Source organism: Micromonospora sp. B9E7 (genome assembly GCF_039871815.1).
Taxonomy (GTDB): domain Bacteria; phylum Actinomycetota; class Actinomycetes; order Mycobacteriales; family Micromonosporaceae; genus Micromonospora.
The window spans coordinates 61353-82018 of record NZ_JBDPLX010000010.1 but is presented as its reverse complement, the minus strand read 5'-3'; the positions used below and the strand labels follow the sequence as shown (position 1 = coordinate 82018).

The window sequence follows — 20666 nt, the reverse complement described above, 5'->3', positions numbered from 1 at the left end:
CCTACCGAGGAGATCCGCCGGAGGGAACGGGGTCCCCGGACGCGAGGACGCCCCCGCCCGGTCGGGGCGGGGGCGTCCTCAACACCTCAGGAGAGGGCTCAACTGGTGGCGAACGCGCCGTCCGAGGAGAAGATCAGGCCGACGCTGATCGAGCCGTCGCGCAGCCCGCTCTTGGTCAGCGGCCCGCCCTGGTCCAGCGAGGAGAACTTGCCCACCGACAGCCCGTACGTCTTCTCCAGGCCCGGCTTGCAGAACGGACGCTGCTCGCACTCCGGCGGACCACCCAACACGGTGGCGCTGCCGGAGCACTTCGCGGCCAACTCCGACAGGGTGCGTACGCCGTACTTGTCAGCGAATGCCTGGGTCACCGCGAAGGCGTTCTGGTCCTGCGCGGCAGCCGGGGCACCGAAGGTGATGCCCACCTTGTCGCCCTCGGCCTTGAGCGCGGTCACCGTCGTGTTGATGTCCGGCGAGGAGATCGGCGGAGGGGTGCCGCCCTTGGCCTTGGTGTTGAGGAACTCGGCCATGGTCGCCGCGTACTCCGGGACGACCTGGATCTCACCCTTCTCCAGCGCCGGCTCGTAGAGCTCCCGGTTGCCGATCTGCTGCACCTTGACCTGGTAGCCGGCGGCGGTGAGCGCGATCCGGTACAGCTCGCCCAACGTCTGGCTCTCGGCGAAGTTGCCGGCGCCCACCGTGATCTGGCCACCCGGGCCCTTGGCGATGCCCGCGGTGAGGTTGTTGGCGCTGGCGAACTCCTCGGCCGCCACCTTGGGGGTCTTGCGGTCGTCGTTGACGGCCTTGTTGAGCTGGATCAGCTTCGGGGTGTCGAGCGCCGCGGAGACCTTGTCCAGTGCGGCGATCAGCTGCGGGTTGGCGGCCTTGCTGTTGACCGCCGGGATCACGTTGTCGGAGTTCTGAAGCTTCTTGTCGTCCTGCAGAGCGATGAGCTGCTGGCCGGCGACCGGGGCGCATCCGGCGCCGGAGGCGCTGGTTGCGGGTGCGTCGGTGCCGGACGAGCCGGCGTCACCGCAGCCGGTGAGGAGTGCCGCTCCGGCAACGGCGCTGACCGCGCCGATGGCCAGACGTGTACGTGCGCGCATGTGCCCGCCTTCCGTGTCCCGGCGCGACCCCTTCCGGGCCGGCCGCGTGTCCGACGGGCGATCCTGACTGTCGGCCGCCCGCGAATATCCACCCAACATGGTCCGGGAGCGACCGACAACTTGAGGTGGACTTCGTCACCGCATCGTCACCGATCGGCCCACCGCCGGCCGCCAGCTCGACGCAGGGCTCACCCGGACGAGTCGGCGGGTCAGGCGCTCCCGGTGGCGTCGGCGGGCTTGGGCCGGGCCACGCCCTGCCGCCCACGCCGCAACGGGCGGGGGGTGACCAGCCGTTCGACGCCGCCGAGGATCACCTCGGCCAGCAGCGCCAACCCGGCCACCAGGAGACCGCCGGCGACGATCTGACCACCGCCAGCGGCGATACCGATGCCGAACCCGGTCCGGATGATCTGGCCGAGACCACCACCGTTGACGAACGACGCCAGCGCCGCGGTCGCGATCACCTGGACCGCGGCGGTCCGGAACCCGGCTGCCAGATAGGGCACCGCGAGCGGCAGCTCGACGCGACGCAGCAGCTGCGCGCCGGACAGGCCCATCCCCCGGGCCGCGTCGCGGGCCTCCGGGTCCACCTGCCGCACCCCGGTGTACGCGTTGGCGAGCAGCGGCGGGACGGCGAAGACGGCCAGCGCCACCACGACCGGCGTACGCCCGAAACCGCTGGCGAAGACCACCGGCAGGATGGTCAGCAGCGCCAGGGTGGGGATCGCCAGGGTGGCGTTGGACACCAGCACCACCAGGCCACCACCGCGGCCGAGGTGGCCCAGCCAGAGCCCGAGCGGCCAGGCCACCAGGCAGCCGAGCGTCACCGCCAGCGCCGAGATGGTCAGGTGCTCACCGAGGCGGTCCAGCATCCCGCCGGGGTTGGTCCAGTTCAGTGGGTCGTTCATCCAGACGATCGCCTGGCCGATCGGGTTCGCCGCGACGGTCACCGGGCCCTCCGGGTGGACCAGGGGGTCACCAGCCGGGCGACCAGGACGAGCAGCAGGTCGAGCACGACCGCGAGCGCCACGCAGAGCAGTGCGGCGGTCATGATCTCGGCCTTGTAGAGGTTGTTCTGGAAGCCCGCGAAGATCAACTGCCCGAGACCGCCATGCCCCACCAGCACCCCGACCGTGACCAACGCCACCGTCGAGACGGTGGCCAGCCGGACGCCGGTCACGATGCCCGGCAGGGCCAGCGGTAGGTCGATCCGGAACAGCCGCCCCCACCGGCCGTACCCCATGCCCTCGGCGGCCTCGCCGACCTCTGGAGGCACCTGGTTCAGCCCGGCCACCACGTTGCGCACGATCAGCAGCAACGCGTAGAGGACCAGCCCGACCAGCACCGTGGTGGTACCGGTGCCCAGGTAGGGGGCGATGAACGCGAAGAGCGCCAACGACGGGATGGTGTACACCACCCCGCTGACGGCGAGGATCGGACCGGCGAGCGGACGGAACCAGTACGCCAGAACGGACAACGGCAGGGCGATCAGCACCGCGATCAACACCGCGCGCCCGGTGAGGGAGGCGTGTTCGCGCACCGCGGCGAGGATCGTGTCAGAGTTGTCCCGCACGTACTGCCAGGAGAACCAGGGGTTACCCGGGTCGGCCCGGTAGCTCAGGCGGAAGGACATACGTGGACGTTACCCCGGAGGCTGCCGACGTGGCCGAATCCCCTCGTGCGGCGTCGATCTCCCTGCAGGGCATCCAGAAGCGCTATCCGAACGGCACCGAGGCCGTCCGGGATCTCAGCCTGGACGTCCGCGCCGGCGAGCTGGTGGTGTTGATCGGCCCGTCCGGCTGCGGCAAGTCGACAGTGCTGCGCATGATCAATCGTTTGATCGAGCCGACCGCCGGCCGGATCAGGCTCGGCGACGAGGACGTCACCGACGTCGACCCGGTGCGGCTCCGCCGCCGAATCGGGTACGTGATCCAGAACGTCGGCCTCTTTCCACACCAGACGGTCCGGGCCAACGTGGCCACCGTGCCGGGTCTGCTCCGATGGTCCAAGGACCGGACCCGGGCACGGGTCGACGAGCTGCTCGACCTGGTGGGGCTGGACCCGGCCCAGTTCGGCGGTCGATACCCGAACGAGCTGTCCGGCGGCCAGCGGCAGCGGGTCGGGGTGGCGCGTGCGCTCGCCGCCGACCCGGTGGTGCTGCTGATGGACGAGCCGTTCTCGGCTGTCGACCCGATCGCGCGGGCCCGCCTCCAGGAGGAGTTCCTCCGCCTCCAGGCCGAGGTCCGCAAGACGATCGTGCTGGTCACCCACGACCTCGACGAGGCCGTCCGGCTCGGTGACCGGATCGCGGTGCTCTCCGGGGGCGGGCACCTGGAGCAGTACGACACACCTGCCGCGTTGCTCGGCGCGCCCGCCACCTCGTTCGTACGCGAGTTCGTCGGCGCCGACCGGGGCATCCGCCGGTTGGCGGTCACCCCACTCGACCGGGAGTCACTGGAGCCGGTGCCCGGCGACGCCGCCGCGGGCCTGCCCACCGTCGCACTGGACGGCTCCGCGTACGACGCGCTGGCGGTGCTGCTCACCTCGGGGCGGGACCAGCTCGTGGTGACCGACGCGGGCCGACCGGTGGGCACGCTCACCCGACAGCGCCTGCTCGACCTCGGCCGCCCGACGAACTGACTCGACGCCGACCGGGCCCGTCCAGGGTTGGTCGACTCGTGGTTGGCCGGCCCCCTCGGGTCAGGTCCGCCCGGTCCGGGCGGGCCGGCGTCGGGTCAGGCGCGGCCGCCGAGGCTGGCGGTGCCGATGATCCACCCGGTGAGGAAGCCGTAGCCGGCGCCCGTGCTGGCGTCCTGCAGGGCGCCCAGCAGCGACGGGGTCGGGCCGAGCAGCGCCGCGAGCACGGCGGCGAGCCCGGCGGCCAGCACGTACGCGGCCCAGCCGGAGAAGAACTGGCTGACCGAGCCGGGCACCCGGGCCACCTGGGCGGCGGGCAACAGGTAGAGCAGGCCCACCGCGAGGACCACCACCAGCACGGCTCGCAGGTCGGCGGCGAACAACCCGCCGGCCTGCCCGTCCGCGTCGAGCCGCCAGGCCGGCCACGCGAGCAGGCGCACGTAGAACGCGCCGGCGGACTCCGGGTCGGTCTGCGTGGCGGCCCAACCGGTGAAGGCCGGGCTGCCAGCGATCCCGACCAGCAGCAGCACGGCGAGCGCGCCGGTGCCGGCCGCCGTGCCGTACCGGCCGACCGGGCCGGAACGGCGCAGGAGCGACGCGATACGCCCAGACCCCGAACCGGTCGCTCGGAGGGACCTGGACTGCCCCGAGCGGCTCAGTGCTTCATCAGGTAGTCGATGAAGGCGGCCCGCAGCAGCGGCGCCGACTCCTCGTAACCGTGACCGGTCAGTTCCCGCCACAGCGCGTTGGCCTCGTCGATGGTCGGGCCGATCGAGTTCGGCGCGCCGTCCAGGATCGTGGCCTCGTCCGCGTTCGGCAGGTGTCGCAGCACCGACCAGTAGAACCCCACGTCGCGGCGCTCCCGGGCCAGGGCGAACGCCCGCTCCCGCAACTCCTCGGTGGGCAACGAGTCGAGCTCCTCGAAGGAGGTTCCGCCGGGGGTGGCGGCAGGTGTGTCGGTCATGTCGCCGAGCCTAACGGTCGAGATCAGCCCCGGCTCGGCGGACGCGACGCGACTCGGGTCACCGCTCGTCGGTGTCCCAGCGGCGCGGGCCGTCCTCCCAACGCGGATCCCGCCACGGGTCGACCGGTTGGGGCGCGGCGGGAGTCGGCAGTGTCGGGGGCCAGTTGTCGACCGGCTGGGACTGCGGCATGGTCCAGCCCGTGCTGATCGTGCCGTCGCCGACCGGCTCGGGCTTGTCGATGCTGCCCGGTCGAGGTCGCCCGAACGTCTCGACCAGCCGGGTGACCAGCAGTCCGATGCCGAGCACGGCCCCACCGACCGCCCAGTTGCTCAGCGTCCAACCGCGCTCCGGCGCGTACGTCTGGAAGAGGGTCACCACACCGACCGCCAGCAGCGTGCCGAACACGCCGCCCCGACGGCCGTACGCGCTGGTGCCCGCGAGGAGGGTCACCCCCACCGCCAGCACCGTCCAGTCCAGTCCTGAGGTGGGCGCGACGAGTTCGGGGCCGTTGGCGGCGAGCAGCACACCGGCCAGGGCCGCCAGCACGCTGGAACCGACCAACGCCACAGCGGTGACCACGGCGGCCAGCGTGCCCCGCCGTCGGGCCGGGTCGGCGATCGGTCGGTACCTGCCGACCAGCCGCCGGACGGCCCGGATGGCACCGAACAACCCGCCGAGGACGGCCACCGCGGCGAAGCCGGCGAAGAGGTATCCGGCGCTGCGCCCCGGGTCGTAGTCGCCCTGCACCAGCACGGGCGCCGAACGCCGTTCGATGTACACCACCACGCCGGCCGCGCCGGCCAGGCTGGCAGCCCAGCCCGGCACGTGCAGCACCACCACGACCAGCGCCAGCGCGAGCCCGCCCAGCGCGGCGACCGCCACGGCCGGGCCGACCGACGCCGGCAGACCCCGATCGCCCTGCTCGGCATAGTGCAGGGCGGCGGCGACCGCGATCGGCCCCACGGCCAGGTTCGGCGCCGCCGTGCGCAGGCTCAGCCCGGCGGCCAGGGCGAGCAACCCCAACCCGACCGCAGCCACCAACAACGTCCGCAGGTTGCCGCCGCGCAGGGCGGTCGGATCGTCCTGCCAGAGCAGCCAGCCCAGGGTCGCCAGCCCGGCCAGCAGCAGGAACTCCCACCCCAGATGCACGCCGATCCGGTCCCGGCCGGGTTCACCGTGGGTGGGGTCGTCGAAGACGTTCTCCAGTACGGCGGCGGGTACCCCGGACGAGGGTTCCGCCGACCGTTCTCGGCCCACTTCTTCGTGCCCCATGACGCCGCCTCCCCAGTGGCCAGCCGTCTCGGTCCCGCGCGCGGACGAACCGGGGGTGGCCCTTGCTCCCTGATCGCAGGCACCGTACCCGCGCCCGCAGCCGGGCGTAACCCCCTGCTCAGCGCTGGCCGGGGCGGCTGTCCCGTGGGTCCTGCTCGCGGTCGTCGTCCGGGCGCTCCGGCACCCGGCAGGAACGCTCCAGCCACAGCGCGGCACCGACCAGGGCCAGCGAGGCGAGCAGGCCGCCGCCCGCAGCCGGACGATCGTCCAGGGCGGCGCGGGTGGTCTCCACGAAGAGCCAGCCGGTGAGCCCCGCGTAGAAACCGGCGAAGATGGCCGCAGCCAGCGCCGACGCCTTGGCCAGCACCACGAAGCGGGCGACCAGCAGCGGGTTCACCGGGTCCCGGCCGGGCTTGCGCTCGATCCGGCCCCGGGTGTTGATCGCGGCGTACGCCTCGAGCACGGCCAGCCCGGCCAGCGTCACCACCGGCAGCCAGGGCAGCCGCGGGATGCCGCTGTAGTAGAGGGTGCTGATCAGCAGCCAGGCCACCGCCGCCGCGCCCAGGGCGGCCACGACGAGAGTCGAGATCCGGGTGGGACCCATCCGGGACCGATCCGGGCCCGATCCGCCCGGTGGTGGGGATTTCGCCTGCGTCATGCCGGCCGCCTCCGCTCGGTCATGCCGTCGACTCTAACGCCAACTCCGGCCGGGGACGCAGTTCCAGCGCCTCGTCCGCCGCCGGGCCGCTGGTTAGCAGGTCGGTCAGCCAGCCGTGGCCGGGCAGCCGACCGTACGGCTGGATGTCGATCCACGGTCGCAACACGAAGGCGCGCAGGTGCGCTCGCGGATGCGGCAGGGTCAGCTCCGGGTCGTCGCTGAGCACCGGCTCGTCGTCGTCATCCCAGACGGCGACCACGTCCACGTCGAGGGTGCGCGGCCCGAACCGCCGCTGCGGGTCACGCACGCGCCCGGCCGCGCGCTCCGCGTCGCGGGCCCGCTCCAGCCAGTCGCGTGGGGTCGCGGTCCCGTCCTGGACCAGCACGACCGCATTGAGGTACGCGGGCTGGTCGGCGTCGCCCCACGGTGGAGTCTCGTACACCCCGGAGAGCACGAGCACGGCGTCGCCGAGCGTGGCGACAGCCGTGCGCAGGTGCTCCAGACGGTCGCCCAGGTTGCTGCCCAGCGACAACACGGCCCTGGTCATCGGGCACGCGTCCGGGTCATGGTGACGGCCACGTCGGTGAAGGTGTGCGGCACCGGGGCCTCCGGTTTGTGCACGGTGATCGTGGCGACGGCGACCCGCTCGTCGGCCAGGCAGACGGTGAGGAGCCGCCCCGCGAGCGTCTCGATCAGGTTGACCGGCTCACCGGTCACCACCGCGACCAGGCGTTCGGCCAACTCACCGTAGTGGACGGTGTCGGTGACGTCGTCGCTGGCGGCGGCCGGTGCCAGGTCCAGCTCGAGGACGGCGTCGACCACGAAGTCCTGCCCCTGCGCCCGCTCGAAGTCGTACACCCCGTGCCGGCCACGGGCCCGCAGGCCGGTCAGCTGGATCCGATCCGTGGTCATCGCCGCACCTCCTGCTCCTGGATCTCCTGCGCTCGGACCGCTCGCTCCTGGCCCGCGTTGTCCTGGCCCGCTCTGTCCCGGCCGTGACGCGCGGGGGTCAGGCGTGGGCTGCCGGTCGCGGCCCACACGGCGAGCGCGTCGGTGGTGGCCCGCACGTCGTGCACGCGTACACCCCAGGCGCCGGCGGCGACCGCCAGGACGCTGGTGGCCACGGTGGCCGCCTCCCGCTGGGCGGTCGGCCGTGGTGTGCCGTCCGGGGCGGCGAGCAGTCCGCCGAGGTACGACTTGCGGCTGGCGCCGAAGAGCAGCGGGTAGCCGAGGTCCAGCAGTTCCGGCAGTCGGGCGCTGAGTTCCCAGTTGTGCGCGGCCGTCTTGGCGAAGCCGAGGCCGGGGTCGACGACGAGGCGTTCGGCGGCCACCCCGGCGGCCAGCGCCGCGTCGACGCGTTGGGCCAACTCGGCTCGCACGTCGGCCACCACGTCGGTGTAGGTGGCCAATTCACGCATCTGACGGGAGTGGCCCCGCCAGTGCATCAACACCCAGGGACAGTCGGCGTCACGGACCACGCGGGCCATGTCCGGGTCGGCGAGCCCGCCGGAGACATCGTTGACCACCGTCGCCCCGGCGGCCAGGGCGGCCTCCGCCACCCGGGCTCGGCTGGTGTCGATGCTGACGAGGACGCCGGCGGCGGTCAGCTCGCGGATGACCGGCAGCACCCGCTCGACCTCGGTCGCGGCGTCGATCCGCTCGGCACCCGGACGGGTCGACTCGCCGCCGATGTCCACCAGGTGCGCACCGGCGTCGCGCAGACGGACGCCATGTCCGACGGCAGCGTCGAGGTCGGCGTACCGTCCGCCGTCGGAGAAGGAGTCCGGCGTGACGTTGAGGACGCCCATCACCACCGGGCCCGGAGCCCGCACCAGATCGGTCACGACTAGACGGTACCGGTCGCGGCAGCGGTGCCCGCCGACCCGGGTCGGCCTCGCACCACCACCCCTGACGTGCTCGTTAGAACAGGTGTACGATCGGTCATTCGGGCAGCATCGGGCAGGCGCTTCGCGGCTTGTCGCAATCCGGGGCGGCCCGTACGCTTTGGAATTGGCCAGCATCGAGATGGCGAAGCTTGGAGGGAGGGCCGAAGCGGGGGAAAACCGCCCAAACCTCGCCACGCTCTGTGGTGAATAACGAACCCAGGGTCAAGAACGCTGCGCCCTGTGGAGCACTTTTCCCGCCAGGCTCGCCTATTGCACCGCAGCGGCACCGCCGGCCGCGCTATGGGGAGGTTCCAGTGATCGCCTACGAGCTCATGGAGACGGCGTCGTCCGGCGTCGCCCACGCGCTCTCCACCCTGGCGTCGGCTCCGCTCGCCGAGCCGGCACCGAAGGGGATCGACACCAACAGTGTCGTCACCTTCTTCGCCAGCAAGATCGCGCCGATCCTGCTCGCCGTCCTCGGCGTCATCTTCATCGGTCGTGCCAGCCGGGGCGAGATCTCCAAGGTGCTGACCAGCTCCGCGATCGCCATCGTCGGCCTCGCCTTCATCGCTGGCGCGGCAACGCTCTTCTTCGTCGGCGATTACCTGATCGACCTGATCTTCGAATAGGCGCGTTCACCAGATGCGGCTGCGCACCGACGACGACATCTACCGGGCCCGCCTGGTCTACCTCGGGCCGCCCGGCTACACCCTTCCGGTCCACCTGCCCTACGCCCAGTACGGGCTCTTCATGCTGCTAGTCCCCCTCTACATGTTCATCCACTGGCTGTTCACGTTGACGGTCGAGCTCTTCCCAGCCTGGGAGATCGCGCTCGCCATCGTGACCACGTCGTTCATCTTCCGGCACGTCGACCCCGATCGGCCGGCGCGGGTGGTCATCCGCACCGCGCTGACCGACTGGCGACGCACCCGGGAGCCGGCGATCGAGCAGCGCGATCCGCGTCTGGTCGGCAGCCGGATCAGGATCCGGGAGGAGCTGGCATGACCGGGTGTACGCCGATCGGTCCGTCGCAGGACGCGGGCAGGGGACTGCCGACAGTCGCTGAGGCGGTCGCATGAGTCGCTCGTCCACGCCGGGTTCCCCGGCCGGCCGCCCGACCGTGCCGGCAGGTCACCGTGCGCACTCATTCGACTACACCGAGGGCGAGGACGAGGTCGCGCTCGATCCCGCGCTGGTGACGTCACCCGGCCACGGCGCGGTCGGCGTGTTCCAGGCACCCCGCCCGGTCCCTCGTCGGCCGCCACCCGCCGAGCCGAGCGCGGTCTCAGCCGGCGAGAACGCCGACATCGACTCGCCCTTCCTGGACCTCTTCGGCGGGGCCCGGCCCGGCGCACGAGCCGTTTCGGCCGGCCCGAGCACCCGGGAACAGCCGGCGATCCCGCAGCAGCAGCCACCCGCCGCCGACCCGACGCCAACTCGACCGATTCCCGAGCTGGAACCACCGTGGACCCCCGACGACCGGCCCGACAGCGAGGGCCGGCGTGTCGAGCCACGGCACGTCGGCGGCTACCCGGGCAACGAGTCGCGGGTGCCGCACCAGGCCGGCGATCGACTGCCGATGCTCCGGCCGACCGACGAGCCCGACCCGGTCGCCGAGGGCGCATCCGTGTCGAGGGCCGCCGGTCCGGCAGCCCGGCCACCCGACACCGCACTCCCGGCACGACCGACGGCGACGCCGAGTCGATCAGCGGTGGAACGACCGCCAGCCCCCGCGGCCCCGCCAAGGGCACCGGTGGAACGGTCAGCCGGCACCGCCGACCGTCCGGCCAGCACCGCTCCGACGGACCGGCCAGCCCTGGAGCGACCGCAACGGCGCGCCACCGGCACGGATCGACCCAAGGCGGTCGGCAAGGAGGTCGCCCCGCCCCGGGGACGTGCCGCCAGCCGCCAGGACCGACCGACGAAGCCGACCCGGATCCGCGCTCCGAAGATCAAGTTCGGCGATCGGGACCCGTCGGTCGAGCTGGCCATCACCGAGATCGCCGGTCACCTCACCTTCACCCCCAACACGGTCACCGCCTGGTATTGGCTGCCCGAGGTCCGCTGGGCGTTCCGGCCGGACGCCGAACGCGAAGCACTCCTGTCGGCGATCTCCGAGCAGTACGCCGGTCTGGCGGGCTTCCGGCTGCACCTGCGCCGCACCACCCGGCCGTTCCCCGCCGACGAGTGGGCGCGCACCATCGACGCCCACACCGCCGCACCGCTCGCCGACGTTCCCGGCACCACCGGCTGGGCCGATCACCTGGTGGCCGCCCAACGACACCTGATGGCGGTCAACCACGCCGAGGGCCAGACCTACCTGGGCGTCACCTTCGCCCGCCGGTCCCTCGGCGACTCACTCACCGAACGGATGCTGCGCACCTTCGGTCGGGGCACCGCCGAGGGCGAACGCCGCAAGCTGGGCCGCACCGTCGAACAGTTCGACGAGGTGCTCGGTGCGTTCGGCATGCGGGGCCGACGGGTCACCGCGCAGGAGTTGGAATGGCTGCTCTACCGCTCGGTGGCGCTGTGCATGGCACCCCCCGGCACGCTCTCGCCGGTGACCGACGGGCGCTGGGAACGCGGTGACCTGCTCGCCCTGACCGAGCAGGTGGAGCGCTACCGCACCCCGTACGGTTCGACCGTCAAGCTGGTCAACCGGATGACCGGCGAGGAACGGCACGTGGCCGTGCTCGCGGTCGGCCGGATGGAGCCGCTGGAGATCCCGGAACGTCACGAGCCCTGGCTGCACTTCCACGAGCGGCTGCCCTGGCCGATGGAGATCTCCACCCGCGTCGACATCCTCGGCTCGGGCGACTCCTTCCGTAACCTCGAACACCGGCTGCGGATGATCCGCTCGCAACAGCTCGACTACGCCGAGCACGGCATCGACGCACCGCCGGAGCTGGAGCGACTCGCGAAGCGCGCGCTGGTGATCGGCGACGAGATGACCACCGGCCTGCCGGTCGACTCGGCCCGCGCACACGGCTGGCACCGGATCGCGGTCGGCGGCCGGACCAGGGAGGAATGCCTGGAGCGGGCCCGCCGGCTCATCCAGCTCTACTCCCGAGAGCTGCGCATCTCGCTGCAGCACCCGAAGAACCAGGACTGGTTGGCCCGCGAGTTCATCCCCGGTGAGCCGATCGCCAACACCGGGTACGTCCGCCGCATGCCGGTGCCGTTGCTCGCCGCCGCGCTCCCCCAGGCCGCGTCGAACGTGGGCGACCGGCGGGGCGACCTGATCGGCCGGACCGCCGGCACCTGCCGCCGTCCGGTCTTCCTCGACCTGCACTTCCCCATGGAGGTCCGGGAACGCTCCGGGCTCGCGGTCTTCGTCGCCGAACCGGGTGGTGGCAAGTCGACGCTGCTCGGTGCACTGGGCTACCTGGCCGCCCGCAGGGGTGTCCAGGTGACCCTGCTCGACCCGTCCGGGCCGCTGGCCCGCCTCTGCGCGATGCCCGAGCTGCGGCCGTACTCCCGGGTGTTGAACCTGACCGGCTCGGAGCACGGCACCCTGGCGCCCTACTCGCTCATCCCGACGCCACTGCGCACCGAGTTCGGCACCGGGGCCGCCGGTGACCGCGAGTTCGAGATCGCGGTCTCCAACGCGCGGGCCGAGCGGCGGATGCTGGTCCAGGACATCTGCATGATGCTCGTCCCGCCGCAGGTGGCCAGGGAGGCGTCCACCGCCACCCTGTTCCGGCACGCGGTCCGCCAGGTCCCCGCCGAGGAGACGTCCACCCTGGACGACGTCGTGAGCTGCCTCGGGCGCCTCGACGACGACGCCGGCAAGGAGCTGGCCAACCTCCTGCTTGACACCGCCGAGATGCCCCTGGCCATGCTCTTCTTCGGCCGTCCGCCGGAAGGGCTGCTCGGCGCCGACGCCGCACTCACCGTGATCACCATGGCCGGGCTGCGGTTGCCCGACCTCAAGATCGAACGGGAGTACTGGTCGGCCGAGGAGGCACTGGCCCTGCCCATGCTGCACACCGCGCACCGGCTCGCCGTCCGGCGCTGCTACGGCGGCTCGATGTCGTCCCGCAAGCTGGTCGGCCTGGACGAGGCACACTTCATGGAGGGCTGGCGGTCCGGCCGGTCGTTCCTGGTCCGACTCGCCCGCGACTCCCGTAAGTGGAACCTCGCCGCACTCGTCGCCTCGCAGAACCCCCGCGACATCCTCGGCCTCGACGTGCAGAACCTCGTCTCCACCGTCTTCGTCGGCCGCATCGCCGAGGACGCCGAGATCGCCTCCGAGGCACTGCGGCTGCTGCGGGTGCCGGTCAACGACGGATACGAGGCAACCCTCGCCTCGCTGTCCGCCGCCGACACCAACTCGGCCTCCCGCCTCGGCTTCCGTGAGTTCGTGATGCGCGACGTCGACGGCCGGGTGCAGAAGGTCCGCGTCGACGTCTCGTACGTCGAAGGGCTGCTGGACCACCTCGACACGACGCCTGCCGCGATCGCCGCGGCGGCCGGAGTCCTGCCGAGCATCCCCCTGCCGGATCTGGAGGCGTGACATGGCGAGGGCCCGAGCGAGGATCGTGTCGTTCCTGCTCGCCCTCGGCGTACTGGCCGGGGCCTCCCTCAGCTGGCCGCTGATCGGAGCCGAGGCCGCAGCCGCCGCACCGCCCGTGGCCCAGGCCCGCGCCGACCTCTGCACCACCGCCGAATGGCAGGCCGACTTCCGAGCCTGCGTGCAGAAGCTCCAGACAGTCAGCGAGGACGAGGTCAAGTGCCGCAACGCGCCGACCCCGGGCACCCCGGATTCGGGCCTCGCCGGCTGGTTCGCCGGCCGGCCGGACTCCGCCAAAGAGATCGGGCCGAAGGGGCTCTACAGCGACTACGGCTACGCCGGCTACAGCTACCCGACCTACGACATCCCGGGCGGCTGCGCGTCGTCCGTCCTCCATCCGGACTACAAGTTCACCACCACTGTCGCGAACGGGGAGTTCATGATCGCGACGGCGATCGTGGGGGCCTCTAACGCACTGCGGGAGCGGGCCTGGGACCCAGGTTCGATGTGGGGCTGGGCGGACCCGTTGGTCGAGCAGGCCACCAAGGCCGTGTACGAAAAGGTGTTCAGCGTCTTCGGCATCATCACCCTCTGCGTGGTGGGGCTCTATCTGCTCTGGCGGTCCCGTCAGTCAGACATGAGCAACGCGATGACGACCGCAGGCTGGGCACTGCTGGTGATGGTCGCGGTCACGGCACTTGCCGCCTGGCCGGTGAAGTCGGCGAACATCGCGGACGGCACCCTGGTCACCACGTTGGGTGTGGTACACGACGCCGTGGGTCCCGCAGCCCGGGACACCCCACCGGATCGTTGCGCCGTCCCCAACCCAGACGCTTGTGTGGACAAGCGACCACCCGCTGTAAGGGCGAGTGACACCGCCACCGAGGCGATGCTCTACCGGAACTGGTTGCGTGGAGTGCTCGGCTCCGCCGACAGCGAGACCGCTCGTAAGTACGGCCCAGCCTTGTACGACGCCAAGGCGCTCTCCTGGGACGAGGCCGAGAAGCTACGCGCCAACCCGGCTACCCGGGAGGCGACGATCAAGGCCAAGCAGCAGCAGTGGGCACGGGTGGCCCAGCAGATCCAGACCGAGGACCCGGAGGCGTACGAGTACCTCCAGGGTGTGCGGGACATGGACCGGGTCGGCGCGGGCTTCATCGCGGTGCTGGCCGCGCTGCTCTTCGCGATGTTCGACCTGACGGCGTCGCTGCTGGTGCTGCTGGGCTTCCTCATCTTCCGGTGGGCGGTGATCGCGGCACCGATCCTGGGTACGGTTGGTCTGCTTCGGCCGGCGAGCGCCGGGCTACGGCGGCTGGCGAACGCCGTGGTCGCTGCGGTCTTCAACATCGCCATCTTCGGCACCGGAGCCGCCATATATCTGTTCGCCGTCGACCTGATCATGAGCACTCCCACCCTCCCCGGTTGGCTTCAGGTGGTGCTGGTCTGGCTCTGCGGGGTGGTCGGCTGGTTGTTGCTGCGGCCGTACCGGCGGATCACCCAACTCGGCGGCAAGGACAGCAGCGAGGCGGTCAGCTCGGCCGGCTCCTGGCACCGCCGGTTCTTCCGCGACATGCGGACCGCCGCGCGACTGGACGTGGCAGAGCCGGGCGGCACGGCCGAACCGGTGGGCGGGCGTCGGCGGTCACCCGACGCGGAGCAGACCCGACTCCGCCCGGAGGCCCGCCGGGAGGACCCGGTCCCCACACCCTCGGCGGCCGGCGAGGGCCAGCGTGACACCGGACGCCCCGACGGCCGCGAACGCGGTGATGAGGCACCGGCAGCCGAGACCAGAGGCCGGGGCCGCCCCGTCGCCCCCCAGCCACGTCGCCGGCAGCCGGCAACGTGGACCGAGCCGGACGTGCCGGCCGAGAACCCGTCGTTCGTGGTCTACCGACCGGGTTCGACGGAGCGCACGCCGGACCGTACCGGACCGCGGGTGCGCTCAGAGGCGCGGTGACGGTGATGCGACGGGCGCTGGAGTTTCTCTTCACCCGGGCGCTGCGGTCCCGGCTGGGCGTGGCGCTGGTCATCGCGGTACTCGTCCTCGGTGTGCTCGGCGCAGCGCGGTTGGCCTCTGGTCCCCTCAATCCGGCGGACGGATTGAGCAGCCGTCCGAACCGACCGATCACCACCGTCGACCCGACGGCCGGTGACGACGGCGTGCTCTCCAGCGAGGCTCCGCCGTCACCGGTGACGTCGCCCGGTGCCCGGACACCCGAACAGACCGCAGACCGTTTCGCCAAGGCATGGCTGGGCCGCCCCGGGATGACCGCAGATGAGTGGCAGACCGGCCTACGGCCGCTCTCCACGCCGGCGCTGAGCGAGAAGTTGGCAGGTGCCGAACCCGAGACCGTGCCCGCTGAGAAGGTCACCGGCCCGCCAACGATGCGAGAGCGTACCGAGACGTTCGTCGAGTTGCTACTCCCTTTGGATAACGGCCGGCTGAGGCTGGAACTGGTCACGTCCGACAAGGGGTGGATGGTCGACGTGGTGGATTGGGAGCGGCCATGAGCGCCGGCAGGGGTGCCCCCTTCCGCCGGCCGGTGCGGATCGGTGTGATCGCCACGATGCTCACCGGCGTGCTGCTTCTGCTCTGCTGTACCGGCGGGACCGCGGCGTTCTTCCTGAGTGGGCTCGGCGGCGACGCGGAGGACGGGGACATCCTGGCCGGCTGGGGTTGCGGACCGGTCCGCCCGGTGGACATCGTGGGCGAGTTGCCACGGTTCGCCGAGTACGGCGACGCGCAGGTTCGCAACGCCGCGATCATCATCAAGGTCGGTCAGGACCTGGGGGTGCCGTCGCGGGGTTGGGTGATAGCCCTGGCGACCGCCATGCAGGAGTCAGCCCTGCGCAATCTGGCCAACAGAGTCGAACCCGAGTCCCTGACCCTGCCGAACGAGGGCGTCGGGGCCGACCACGACTCGCTGGGGCTGTTCCAGCAACGGCCGGGGTGGGGCTCGGTCGCGGAGCGAATGACCCCCTCGTACGCAGCTCGGAAGTTCTACGAAAAGCTCGTCAAGGTCCGCAGTTGGCAGCGCCGACCGCTGACGGTGGTGGCACAGCAGGTCCAGGTCAGCGCCTATCCGGACGCGTACGCAAAGCACGAGGAGTTGGCCAGCAAGATCGTGAACGCGCTGGCCGGCGGCGCGGCCCGCACCGTCGAGATCAATGGCAAGACGGTGTGCGACGCGGCCGAGCGCGGCGAGATTGCTGCCTCCGGTTGGACCGCACCGATCCCCGGTGACGTCGGCTCCGGCTTCCGCACCGCCAGCCGACCCAGCCACCACGGGGTGGACATCGGCGCGGCGAAGGGCACCGAGATCCGCGCCGCGGCGTCCGGTCGGGTGCTGGTCGCCCAATGCGACCCGGACAACAGGAATCGGCGGGACTGCGACGTGGACGGGTACCCGGACAAGGGCGGCTGCGGCTGGTACGTCGACCTCCTGCACGCTGGTGGCTACATCACCCGCTACTGCCACATGGTGGTCCAGCCGCGCGTCAAGGTGCATCAGGTCGTTTCGGCAGGTGACGTGATCGGGCAGGTCGGTAGCAGCGGCAATTCCTCCGGCCCGCACCTGCACTTCGAGGTACACGAGCGCAACAACCGGAAGAGCTCCGGCGCCATCGACCCGGTCCCGTTCATGCGCGAGCGGGGTGCCCCGCTGCGCGCCGCCGAGTGAGGCCACCACGGGCATGACTGGACCGTTGCCGGATCCGTTCGCCGACCAGCCGGACTGGGCGCCCCGGCCGCCCCGCCCGTTGGCCGTCGTCCCCGCCACCGAGCGGGTGGAGCTACGTGGACGACGGGTGCTGGTAGGGCTGCCGGGGTTGGGCTGGCGGGGCGACCTGCGCGCGGACGACCGGGTGGTGCAGAACGCCCGGACCTACGTGCCGGTGATTCCCGAGCACGAGTGGTACCGGGCCGAGGCCGACCAGGTGGAGGTGTTCGCTCCGCTGGTGCCGGTGGAGCGGGTCTGGGTGGAGACGGTAGCCAGCCGACCGGCGGCGGAGGGAGATCGGGAGACCGGCATCCGGTTGGTCTCGCTGGACGGACCAGCGCACCGGGCACCCACACCCGTCTTCGAGGCCGACGCGGTCACCGGTCGGCGCGTGGTGCACGTCGAGGGCGGCCTTGAGCATCGCGACCTGCGCGCAGTTACCGAGACCTACTCGGGTGCCGAGGGAGACATCTGCGTCCGGATCACCCCGGAGGTGGAGTGGTACCGCTGGGCCTGGCGCGGCCAGTCACCCACCACCTTGGAGGTACCAGTCCATCTGCTGTGGATCGAGTGACGTCAACTGGCCCTTGTGCCGCTGCATACTCGCCAACCATCAGCATTCCGAGTTTCAAAGTGCCAGGTTTGACGATCGCTCTGATTAAATCCGTCCACACGAGCCGAGATGATCAACGTGACCTCGACAGCGGCGGCATCTCCCTGCTTCTGGAATTTGAGGCTCCCCCAGCTGAGCGATATTGCCACGTCGAACCGCTGCTCACGGGCAACGAGATCACTCCGCAGGGTGCGGATAGCCTCCAACTGCGATTCACCCTCGCAGGTGTAGAGGTCCGCTCTTGCGTCGTTGCGGTCCACGAGGAATGCGCGTAGGTAGTTGTCCACCGCCACGTCGGGTGCGCTGCGATCCGGGGCCGCCGCGCGGCTGTACAGCACGTAGCCCGCGATGGCCCCGCCGAGGCAGAGCAGGGCGAGAACCCCGGCGACGACCGTGAGCACGGTCCGCATTCGGCGGCGGGGCGGCTGCGGCGCCGGTGGTGCCGCAGCCGGCGGCAGCTGCTCGGACGGTGCCCGTTGGGCCGGTACACGGGAGACCTGGGAACCGGCGGGGGGCTGCACTGATTCCACCTCCTGAAGTTATCGGCTGGACGCCCCGGAGCCAATGCCTCAGATCCAGCGGATCGTGACGGACCCCTCCCCACCGGTGAGTTCCACGACATCCCTGGCGCACCGCCGAGGCACCTCCCGGAGGAGCGGAGCCGGCTGGGATACCGTCTCTGCTCGGGAGGGGTTGCCAACCTCGGGCAGAGGGGGTGGATGCGGTGGCCGGTCCGAAGGCACGCACGAACCGCGCCGCAGCTCTGCACCGTCGGGCGGCGGCAGTCGCGACCGCTGCCGCCGGGATCCTGGACGAGACGCGACCGGCCCCGGCCGATCAGCGCCGTCAGTACGAGGTGGCCGACCGCCTGCGGGAGGTTGCGGCACGACTGGCTCCGGGCTGGTCGGGTGCGGCACTGGACTCGCTCACCGTGGACACTCCGGCGGGTGACGGTCCGCCCCCGTTCGTGCGGGTCGGCACGGCGGCGCCGTTGGACGACGCCCGCTTCCCGGCGTTGGTGCCGTTGGTGGGCACCGGTCATCTGAGCGTGGACGCGGATGCCCGGGAGCCGCGGGTGGCGGGGTTGCTCCGGGCCGTACTCCTGCGGTTGTTGGGTGCGACACCGGCGGGTGCCTTGTTGATTCGCGCGGTGGATGCCACGGCTGACGTGCTGACGTCGTTCGGAGCGCTCGCCGACGCCGGCCTGCTGCCGCCGCCGGCGGTGGACGTGACCGGTCTGCGGGCGGTGTTGACCGAGGCGGAGCAGTGGGTCACGCCGGGTGCGAGTGGGCGGCGCCGGCACGACCGTACGCTGCTGTTGGTGGTCGCGGCGCTGCCGGAGTCGACTGGCCCGAGCGACCTGGCGCGGCTTGAGGCGCTGGCCGAGCAGGGGCCGACGGCAGGGCTGCACCTGGTGGTGGCCGGGTGGCCCCCCGCCGGCCCGTACGCGGTCCGGGCGCCGCTGCCGCACACCACCGCCCTGGCGTTACGCAACGCGTACGCGCTGCTCGGTGACCCGCCGGGGGCGTCCTTCGCCGGGCCGGGCGCGGATCCGCCGGGTGGGTTGAACTCGCCGGTCTTCGTGGAGTCGGATCCGCCGGCCGAGTTGGTGGACGCGGTCTGTCGGCGGCTGGCCGAGCAGGTGGAGGCGGGTTCACGGCTGGCGTTGGCGGCTCTGCTGCCGCCGACGGGTGAGCGGTTGTGGGAGTCGGACTCCGTGGACGGTCTGACGACCACGGTCGGTGATGCCGGGGGCCGGTCGGTGCCGCTGGGCTTCACCGAACTGACACCGCACTGGCTGGTGAGTGGCCGTTCCGCAGGGGGTCGTGCGGCCTTCCTGACCACCGCGTTGCTGGGCCTGGCCGCCCGGTACGGCCCGGACGATCTGTCGCTCTACCTGGCGGATCTCGGCGAGGGTGAGTCCTTCGTGGAGTTCCTGCAGACCGAGCGCGACCGGTCGTGGATTCCCCAGGTGCGCGCTGCCGCGATGGCCGCCGACCGGGAGTACGTGCGGGACCTGCTCGACGAGCTGACGGCGGAGGTGCAGCGGCGGGCGGAGGCGGCGGCGCGGGCTGGCGGGCAACGGTTCGCGGAGCTGCGCCAGCATCAGTCGCTGCCCCGAATTGTCTGTGTGTTGGAGAATGTGCCGTTGCTCTTCGCGGAGCGGGACCGGCTGGCCGCCGAGGTGGCGGCCCAGTTGGACGGGCTGGCCCGGGCCGGTCGGGCGTTCGGCGTGCACCTGGTGTTGGCCGGCGCGGGTGAGCTGGGGCTGAGTGTCCGCGCGGACGCCGGTCACCGGGATTCGGTGCTCGGGCAGTTCCCGGTGCGGGTGGCGTTGCCGGGCGGCAGCCCGGTGCTGGAGCCGACGAACGACTCGGCGGCCGGTCTGCCGGTGGGCAGCGCGGTGGTCAACACCGCCGGAGGGCTCGGCGGCCCCAGGGGTGCGATCCGCGGTCACGAACGGCTGATCCGTCATCCCGACCCGCAGGACCACCCGCAGGTGGTGGAGAAGCTACGGCACGAGTTGTGGGCGGCCCGGCCGGCCGGGTCGGTGCCGCCGGTGGTCTTCGCCGGTTATGCCCGACCTCTGCTGGGCAACGATCCGCGGCACCGGGCGGCCTTGGCGGGGCAGGCGCACGGGCCGGCCGCCCTGCTGGGCCGTGCGGTGGACCTGGCCCGCTCGACGGTCGCCGTACCGTTGGGCCCGGCGGCCGGGCGTAACCTCGCGGTGTTGGGTTCGGGTGCCGCGGCGGGCGGGCTGCTGGCGACGGCGGCTCGGAGCACCGCCGACCATCATTCACCGGGGACCGCTCGTTTCCTGGTGGCGGCACCGGATCCGGGCTCCCGGGCACTGGCGGAGGCGTTGACCGCCGAGTTGGCCACCCGGCATTCGGCCGAGATGGTGGACCTGTCGACGCTGCTGGCGGACCAGGCCGACGAACTGCCGACGTACCTGGTGGTCTTCGGTCTGGACCGGCCGGGCCCCCGCGAGTTGCCGGTGGATCGGCTACGGGCGTTGCTGCGGGACGGCCCTCCGACCGGGAGGCACCTGCTGGGCTGGTGGCGTGCGGTGCCGCCGTTCGCCGCGTTGTTCGAGCCGGCCGGCGAGGTCGACAAGCTGGCCGCGGTGGTCGTACTGGACGTTCCGGTTCCGCAGCTCACCGCCGTCTTCGGCCGGCCGGTGGAGTGGCGGGTTCGCCCCGATCGGGCGGTGCTGTGGGACGGTCCCGACGAGCGGGGCCGGGTCCTGGTGCCGTTCGCTGACGAGACCGGCTGATGCGGTGGCGCGAGCGGGAGGTG

The 20666-nt window shown here is 71.9% G+C and carries 20 protein-coding genes; 9 read left to right on the top strand and 11 right to left on the bottom strand.

The window, feature by feature from the left end:
* Positions 1 to 98 precede the first annotated feature (98 nt).
* From ABGB10_RS18180 to ABGB10_RS18170, 3 genes are all read right to left on the bottom strand, one after another.
* Entirely contained in the window at positions 99 to 1103 is a 1005-nt protein-coding gene (locus ABGB10_RS18180) for a glycine betaine ABC transporter substrate-binding protein (RefSeq protein ID WP_347662028.1), read from the bottom strand.
* A gap of 209 nt (positions 1104 to 1312) precedes the next feature.
* Positions 1313 to 2011 (bottom strand): ABC transporter permease subunit, encoded by a 699-nt coding sequence (locus tag ABGB10_RS18175; RefSeq protein WP_347662183.1) that lies wholly within the window; start codon positions 2009 to 2011, stop codon positions 1313 to 1315.
* 38 nt (positions 2012 to 2049) lie between these two features.
* A complete protein-coding gene (locus tag ABGB10_RS18170) occupies positions 2050 to 2736 on the bottom strand; it encodes an ABC transporter permease (protein ID WP_347662027.1) in 687 nt (228 codons plus the stop codon).
* Between the two features lie 2 nt (positions 2737 to 2738).
* Here ABGB10_RS18170 and ABGB10_RS18165 point away from each other — a divergent pair, with 2 nt between their 5' ends.
* Entirely contained in the window at positions 2739 to 3743 is a 1005-nt protein-coding gene (locus ABGB10_RS18165) for an ABC transporter ATP-binding protein (protein ID WP_347662026.1), read from the top strand.
* Between the two features lie 95 nt (positions 3744 to 3838).
* On the opposite strand, the gene ABGB10_RS18160 is transcribed toward ABGB10_RS18165, so the two are convergent.
* The 7 genes from ABGB10_RS18160 to folP form a co-directional block, all read right to left on the bottom strand.
* Complete coding sequence (locus ABGB10_RS18160; RefSeq protein ID WP_347662025.1) at positions 3839 to 4270, bottom strand: hypothetical protein; 432 nt, start codon at positions 4268 to 4270, stop codon at positions 3839 to 3841.
* A 125-nt stretch (positions 4271 to 4395) separates the two neighbouring features.
* Positions 4396 to 4704, bottom strand: a complete 309-nt coding sequence (locus ABGB10_RS18155) for a hypothetical protein (RefSeq protein ID WP_347662024.1) — start codon at positions 4702 to 4704, stop codon at positions 4396 to 4398.
* Between the two features lie 58 nt (positions 4705 to 4762).
* Positions 4763 to 5977, bottom strand: a complete 1215-nt coding sequence (locus ABGB10_RS18150; RefSeq protein WP_347662023.1) for an ABC transporter permease — start codon at positions 5975 to 5977, stop codon at positions 4763 to 4765.
* Between the two features lie 118 nt (positions 5978 to 6095).
* A complete protein-coding gene (locus tag ABGB10_RS18145) occupies positions 6096 to 6635 on the bottom strand; it encodes a DUF3180 domain-containing protein (RefSeq protein WP_347662022.1) in 540 nt (179 codons plus the stop codon).
* A 19-nt stretch (positions 6636 to 6654) separates the two neighbouring features.
* Positions 6655 to 7182, bottom strand: coding sequence for a 2-amino-4-hydroxy-6-hydroxymethyldihydropteridine diphosphokinase (gene folK / locus ABGB10_RS18140; protein ID WP_347662021.1), 528 nt, complete (start codon positions 7180 to 7182; stop codon positions 6655 to 6657).
* Positions 7179 to 7547, bottom strand: a complete 369-nt coding sequence (gene folB / locus ABGB10_RS18135) for a dihydroneopterin aldolase (RefSeq protein ID WP_347662020.1) — start codon at positions 7545 to 7547, stop codon at positions 7179 to 7181. Before folB ends, folK begins: the two co-directional genes overlap by 4 nt.
* Entirely contained in the window at positions 7544 to 8479 is a 936-nt protein-coding gene (gene folP / locus ABGB10_RS18130; protein ID WP_347662019.1) for a dihydropteroate synthase, read from the bottom strand. Before folP ends, folB begins: the two co-directional genes overlap by 4 nt.
* A gap of 356 nt (positions 8480 to 8835) precedes the next feature.
* Here folP and ABGB10_RS18125 point away from each other — a divergent pair, with 356 nt between their 5' ends.
* From ABGB10_RS18125 to ABGB10_RS18095, 7 genes are all read left to right on the top strand, one after another.
* Positions 8836 to 9150 carry a hypothetical protein gene (locus ABGB10_RS18125; protein WP_088987287.1) on the top strand — a complete coding sequence of 105 codons (315 nt, stop codon included), beginning with the start codon at positions 8836 to 8838 and terminating at the stop codon, positions 9148 to 9150.
* Positions 9151 to 9163: 13 nt separating this feature from the next.
* Entirely contained in the window at positions 9164 to 9526 is a 363-nt protein-coding gene (locus tag ABGB10_RS18120; protein ID WP_007466101.1) for a hypothetical protein, read from the top strand.
* Between the two features lie 70 nt (positions 9527 to 9596).
* Complete coding sequence (locus tag ABGB10_RS18115; protein ID WP_347662018.1) at positions 9597 to 13037, top strand: ATP-binding protein; 3441 nt, start codon at positions 9597 to 9599, stop codon at positions 13035 to 13037.
* 1 nt (position 13038) lies between these two features.
* Positions 13039 to 14991 (top strand): MFS transporter, encoded by a 1953-nt coding sequence (locus ABGB10_RS18110; protein ID WP_347662017.1) that lies wholly within the window; start codon positions 13039 to 13041, stop codon positions 14989 to 14991.
* Positions 14988 to 15545: a hypothetical protein gene (locus tag ABGB10_RS18105; protein ID WP_347662015.1), complete on the top strand. Its 558-nt coding sequence runs from the start codon at positions 14988 to 14990 to the stop codon at positions 15543 to 15545. Before ABGB10_RS18110 ends, ABGB10_RS18105 begins: the two co-directional genes overlap by 4 nt.
* Positions 15542 to 16714 carry a M23 family metallopeptidase gene (locus ABGB10_RS18100; protein WP_347662014.1) on the top strand — a complete coding sequence of 391 codons (1173 nt, stop codon included), beginning with the start codon at positions 15542 to 15544 and terminating at the stop codon, positions 16712 to 16714. The genes ABGB10_RS18105 and ABGB10_RS18100 overlap by 4 nt, the downstream gene beginning before the upstream one ends.
* A gap of 13 nt (positions 16715 to 16727) precedes the next feature.
* Positions 16728 to 17327: a hypothetical protein gene (locus ABGB10_RS18095; protein ID WP_347662013.1), complete on the top strand. Its 600-nt coding sequence runs from the start codon at positions 16728 to 16730 to the stop codon at positions 17325 to 17327.
* Positions 17328 to 17329: 2 nt separating this feature from the next.
* Here the strand turns inward: ABGB10_RS18095 and ABGB10_RS18090 are convergent, their stop codons facing one another.
* Complete coding sequence (locus ABGB10_RS18090) at positions 17330 to 17887, bottom strand: hypothetical protein (protein ID WP_347662012.1); 558 nt, start codon at positions 17885 to 17887, stop codon at positions 17330 to 17332.
* Positions 17888 to 18081: 194 nt separating this feature from the next.
* Here ABGB10_RS18090 and ABGB10_RS18085 point away from each other — a divergent pair, with 194 nt between their 5' ends.
* On the top strand, positions 18082 to 20643 hold the full coding sequence (locus ABGB10_RS18085) for an FtsK/SpoIIIE domain-containing protein (protein WP_347662011.1): 2562 nt from the start codon (positions 18082 to 18084) through the stop codon (positions 20641 to 20643).
* Positions 20644 to 20666: the final 23 nt, after the last annotated feature.

Bases quoted from the DNA above. Each gene is read 5' to 3' on its own strand.
- ABGB10_RS18180 (WP_347662028.1), bottom strand. From the start codon at position 1,103: ATGCGCGCACGTACACGTCTGGCCATCGGCGCGGTCAGCGCCGTTGCC.
- ABGB10_RS18175 (WP_347662183.1), bottom strand. From the start codon at position 2,011: ATGAACGACCCACTGAACTGGACCAACCCCGGCGGGATGCTGGACCGC.
- ABGB10_RS18170 (WP_347662027.1), bottom strand. From the start codon at position 2,736: ATGTCCTTCCGCCTGAGCTACCGGGCCGACCCGGGTAACCCCTGGTTC.
- ABGB10_RS18155 (WP_347662024.1), bottom strand. From the start codon at position 4,704: ATGACCGACACACCTGCCGCCACCCCCGGCGGAACCTCCTTCGAGGAG.
- ABGB10_RS18150 (WP_347662023.1), bottom strand. From the start codon at position 5,977: ATGGGGCACGAAGAAGTGGGCCGAGAACGGTCGGCGGAACCCTCGTCC.
- ABGB10_RS18145 (WP_347662022.1), bottom strand. From the start codon at position 6,635: ATGACGCAGGCGAAATCCCCACCACCGGGCGGATCGGGCCCGGATCGG.
- folK (WP_347662021.1), bottom strand. From the start codon at position 7,182: ATGACCAGGGCCGTGTTGTCGCTGGGCAGCAACCTGGGCGACCGTCTG.
- folB (WP_347662020.1), bottom strand. From the start codon at position 7,547: ATGACCACGGATCGGATCCAGCTGACCGGCCTGCGGGCCCGTGGCCGG.
- ABGB10_RS18120 (WP_007466101.1), top strand. From the start codon at position 9,164: ATGCGGCTGCGCACCGACGACGACATCTACCGGGCCCGCCTGGTCTAC.
- ABGB10_RS18115 (WP_347662018.1), top strand. From the start codon at position 9,597: ATGAGTCGCTCGTCCACGCCGGGTTCCCCGGCCGGCCGCCCGACCGTG.
- ABGB10_RS18110 (WP_347662017.1), top strand. From the start codon at position 13,039: ATGGCGAGGGCCCGAGCGAGGATCGTGTCGTTCCTGCTCGCCCTCGGC.
- ABGB10_RS18100 (WP_347662014.1), top strand. From the start codon at position 15,542: ATGAGCGCCGGCAGGGGTGCCCCCTTCCGCCGGCCGGTGCGGATCGGT.
- ABGB10_RS18095 (WP_347662013.1), top strand. From the start codon at position 16,728: ATGACTGGACCGTTGCCGGATCCGTTCGCCGACCAGCCGGACTGGGCG.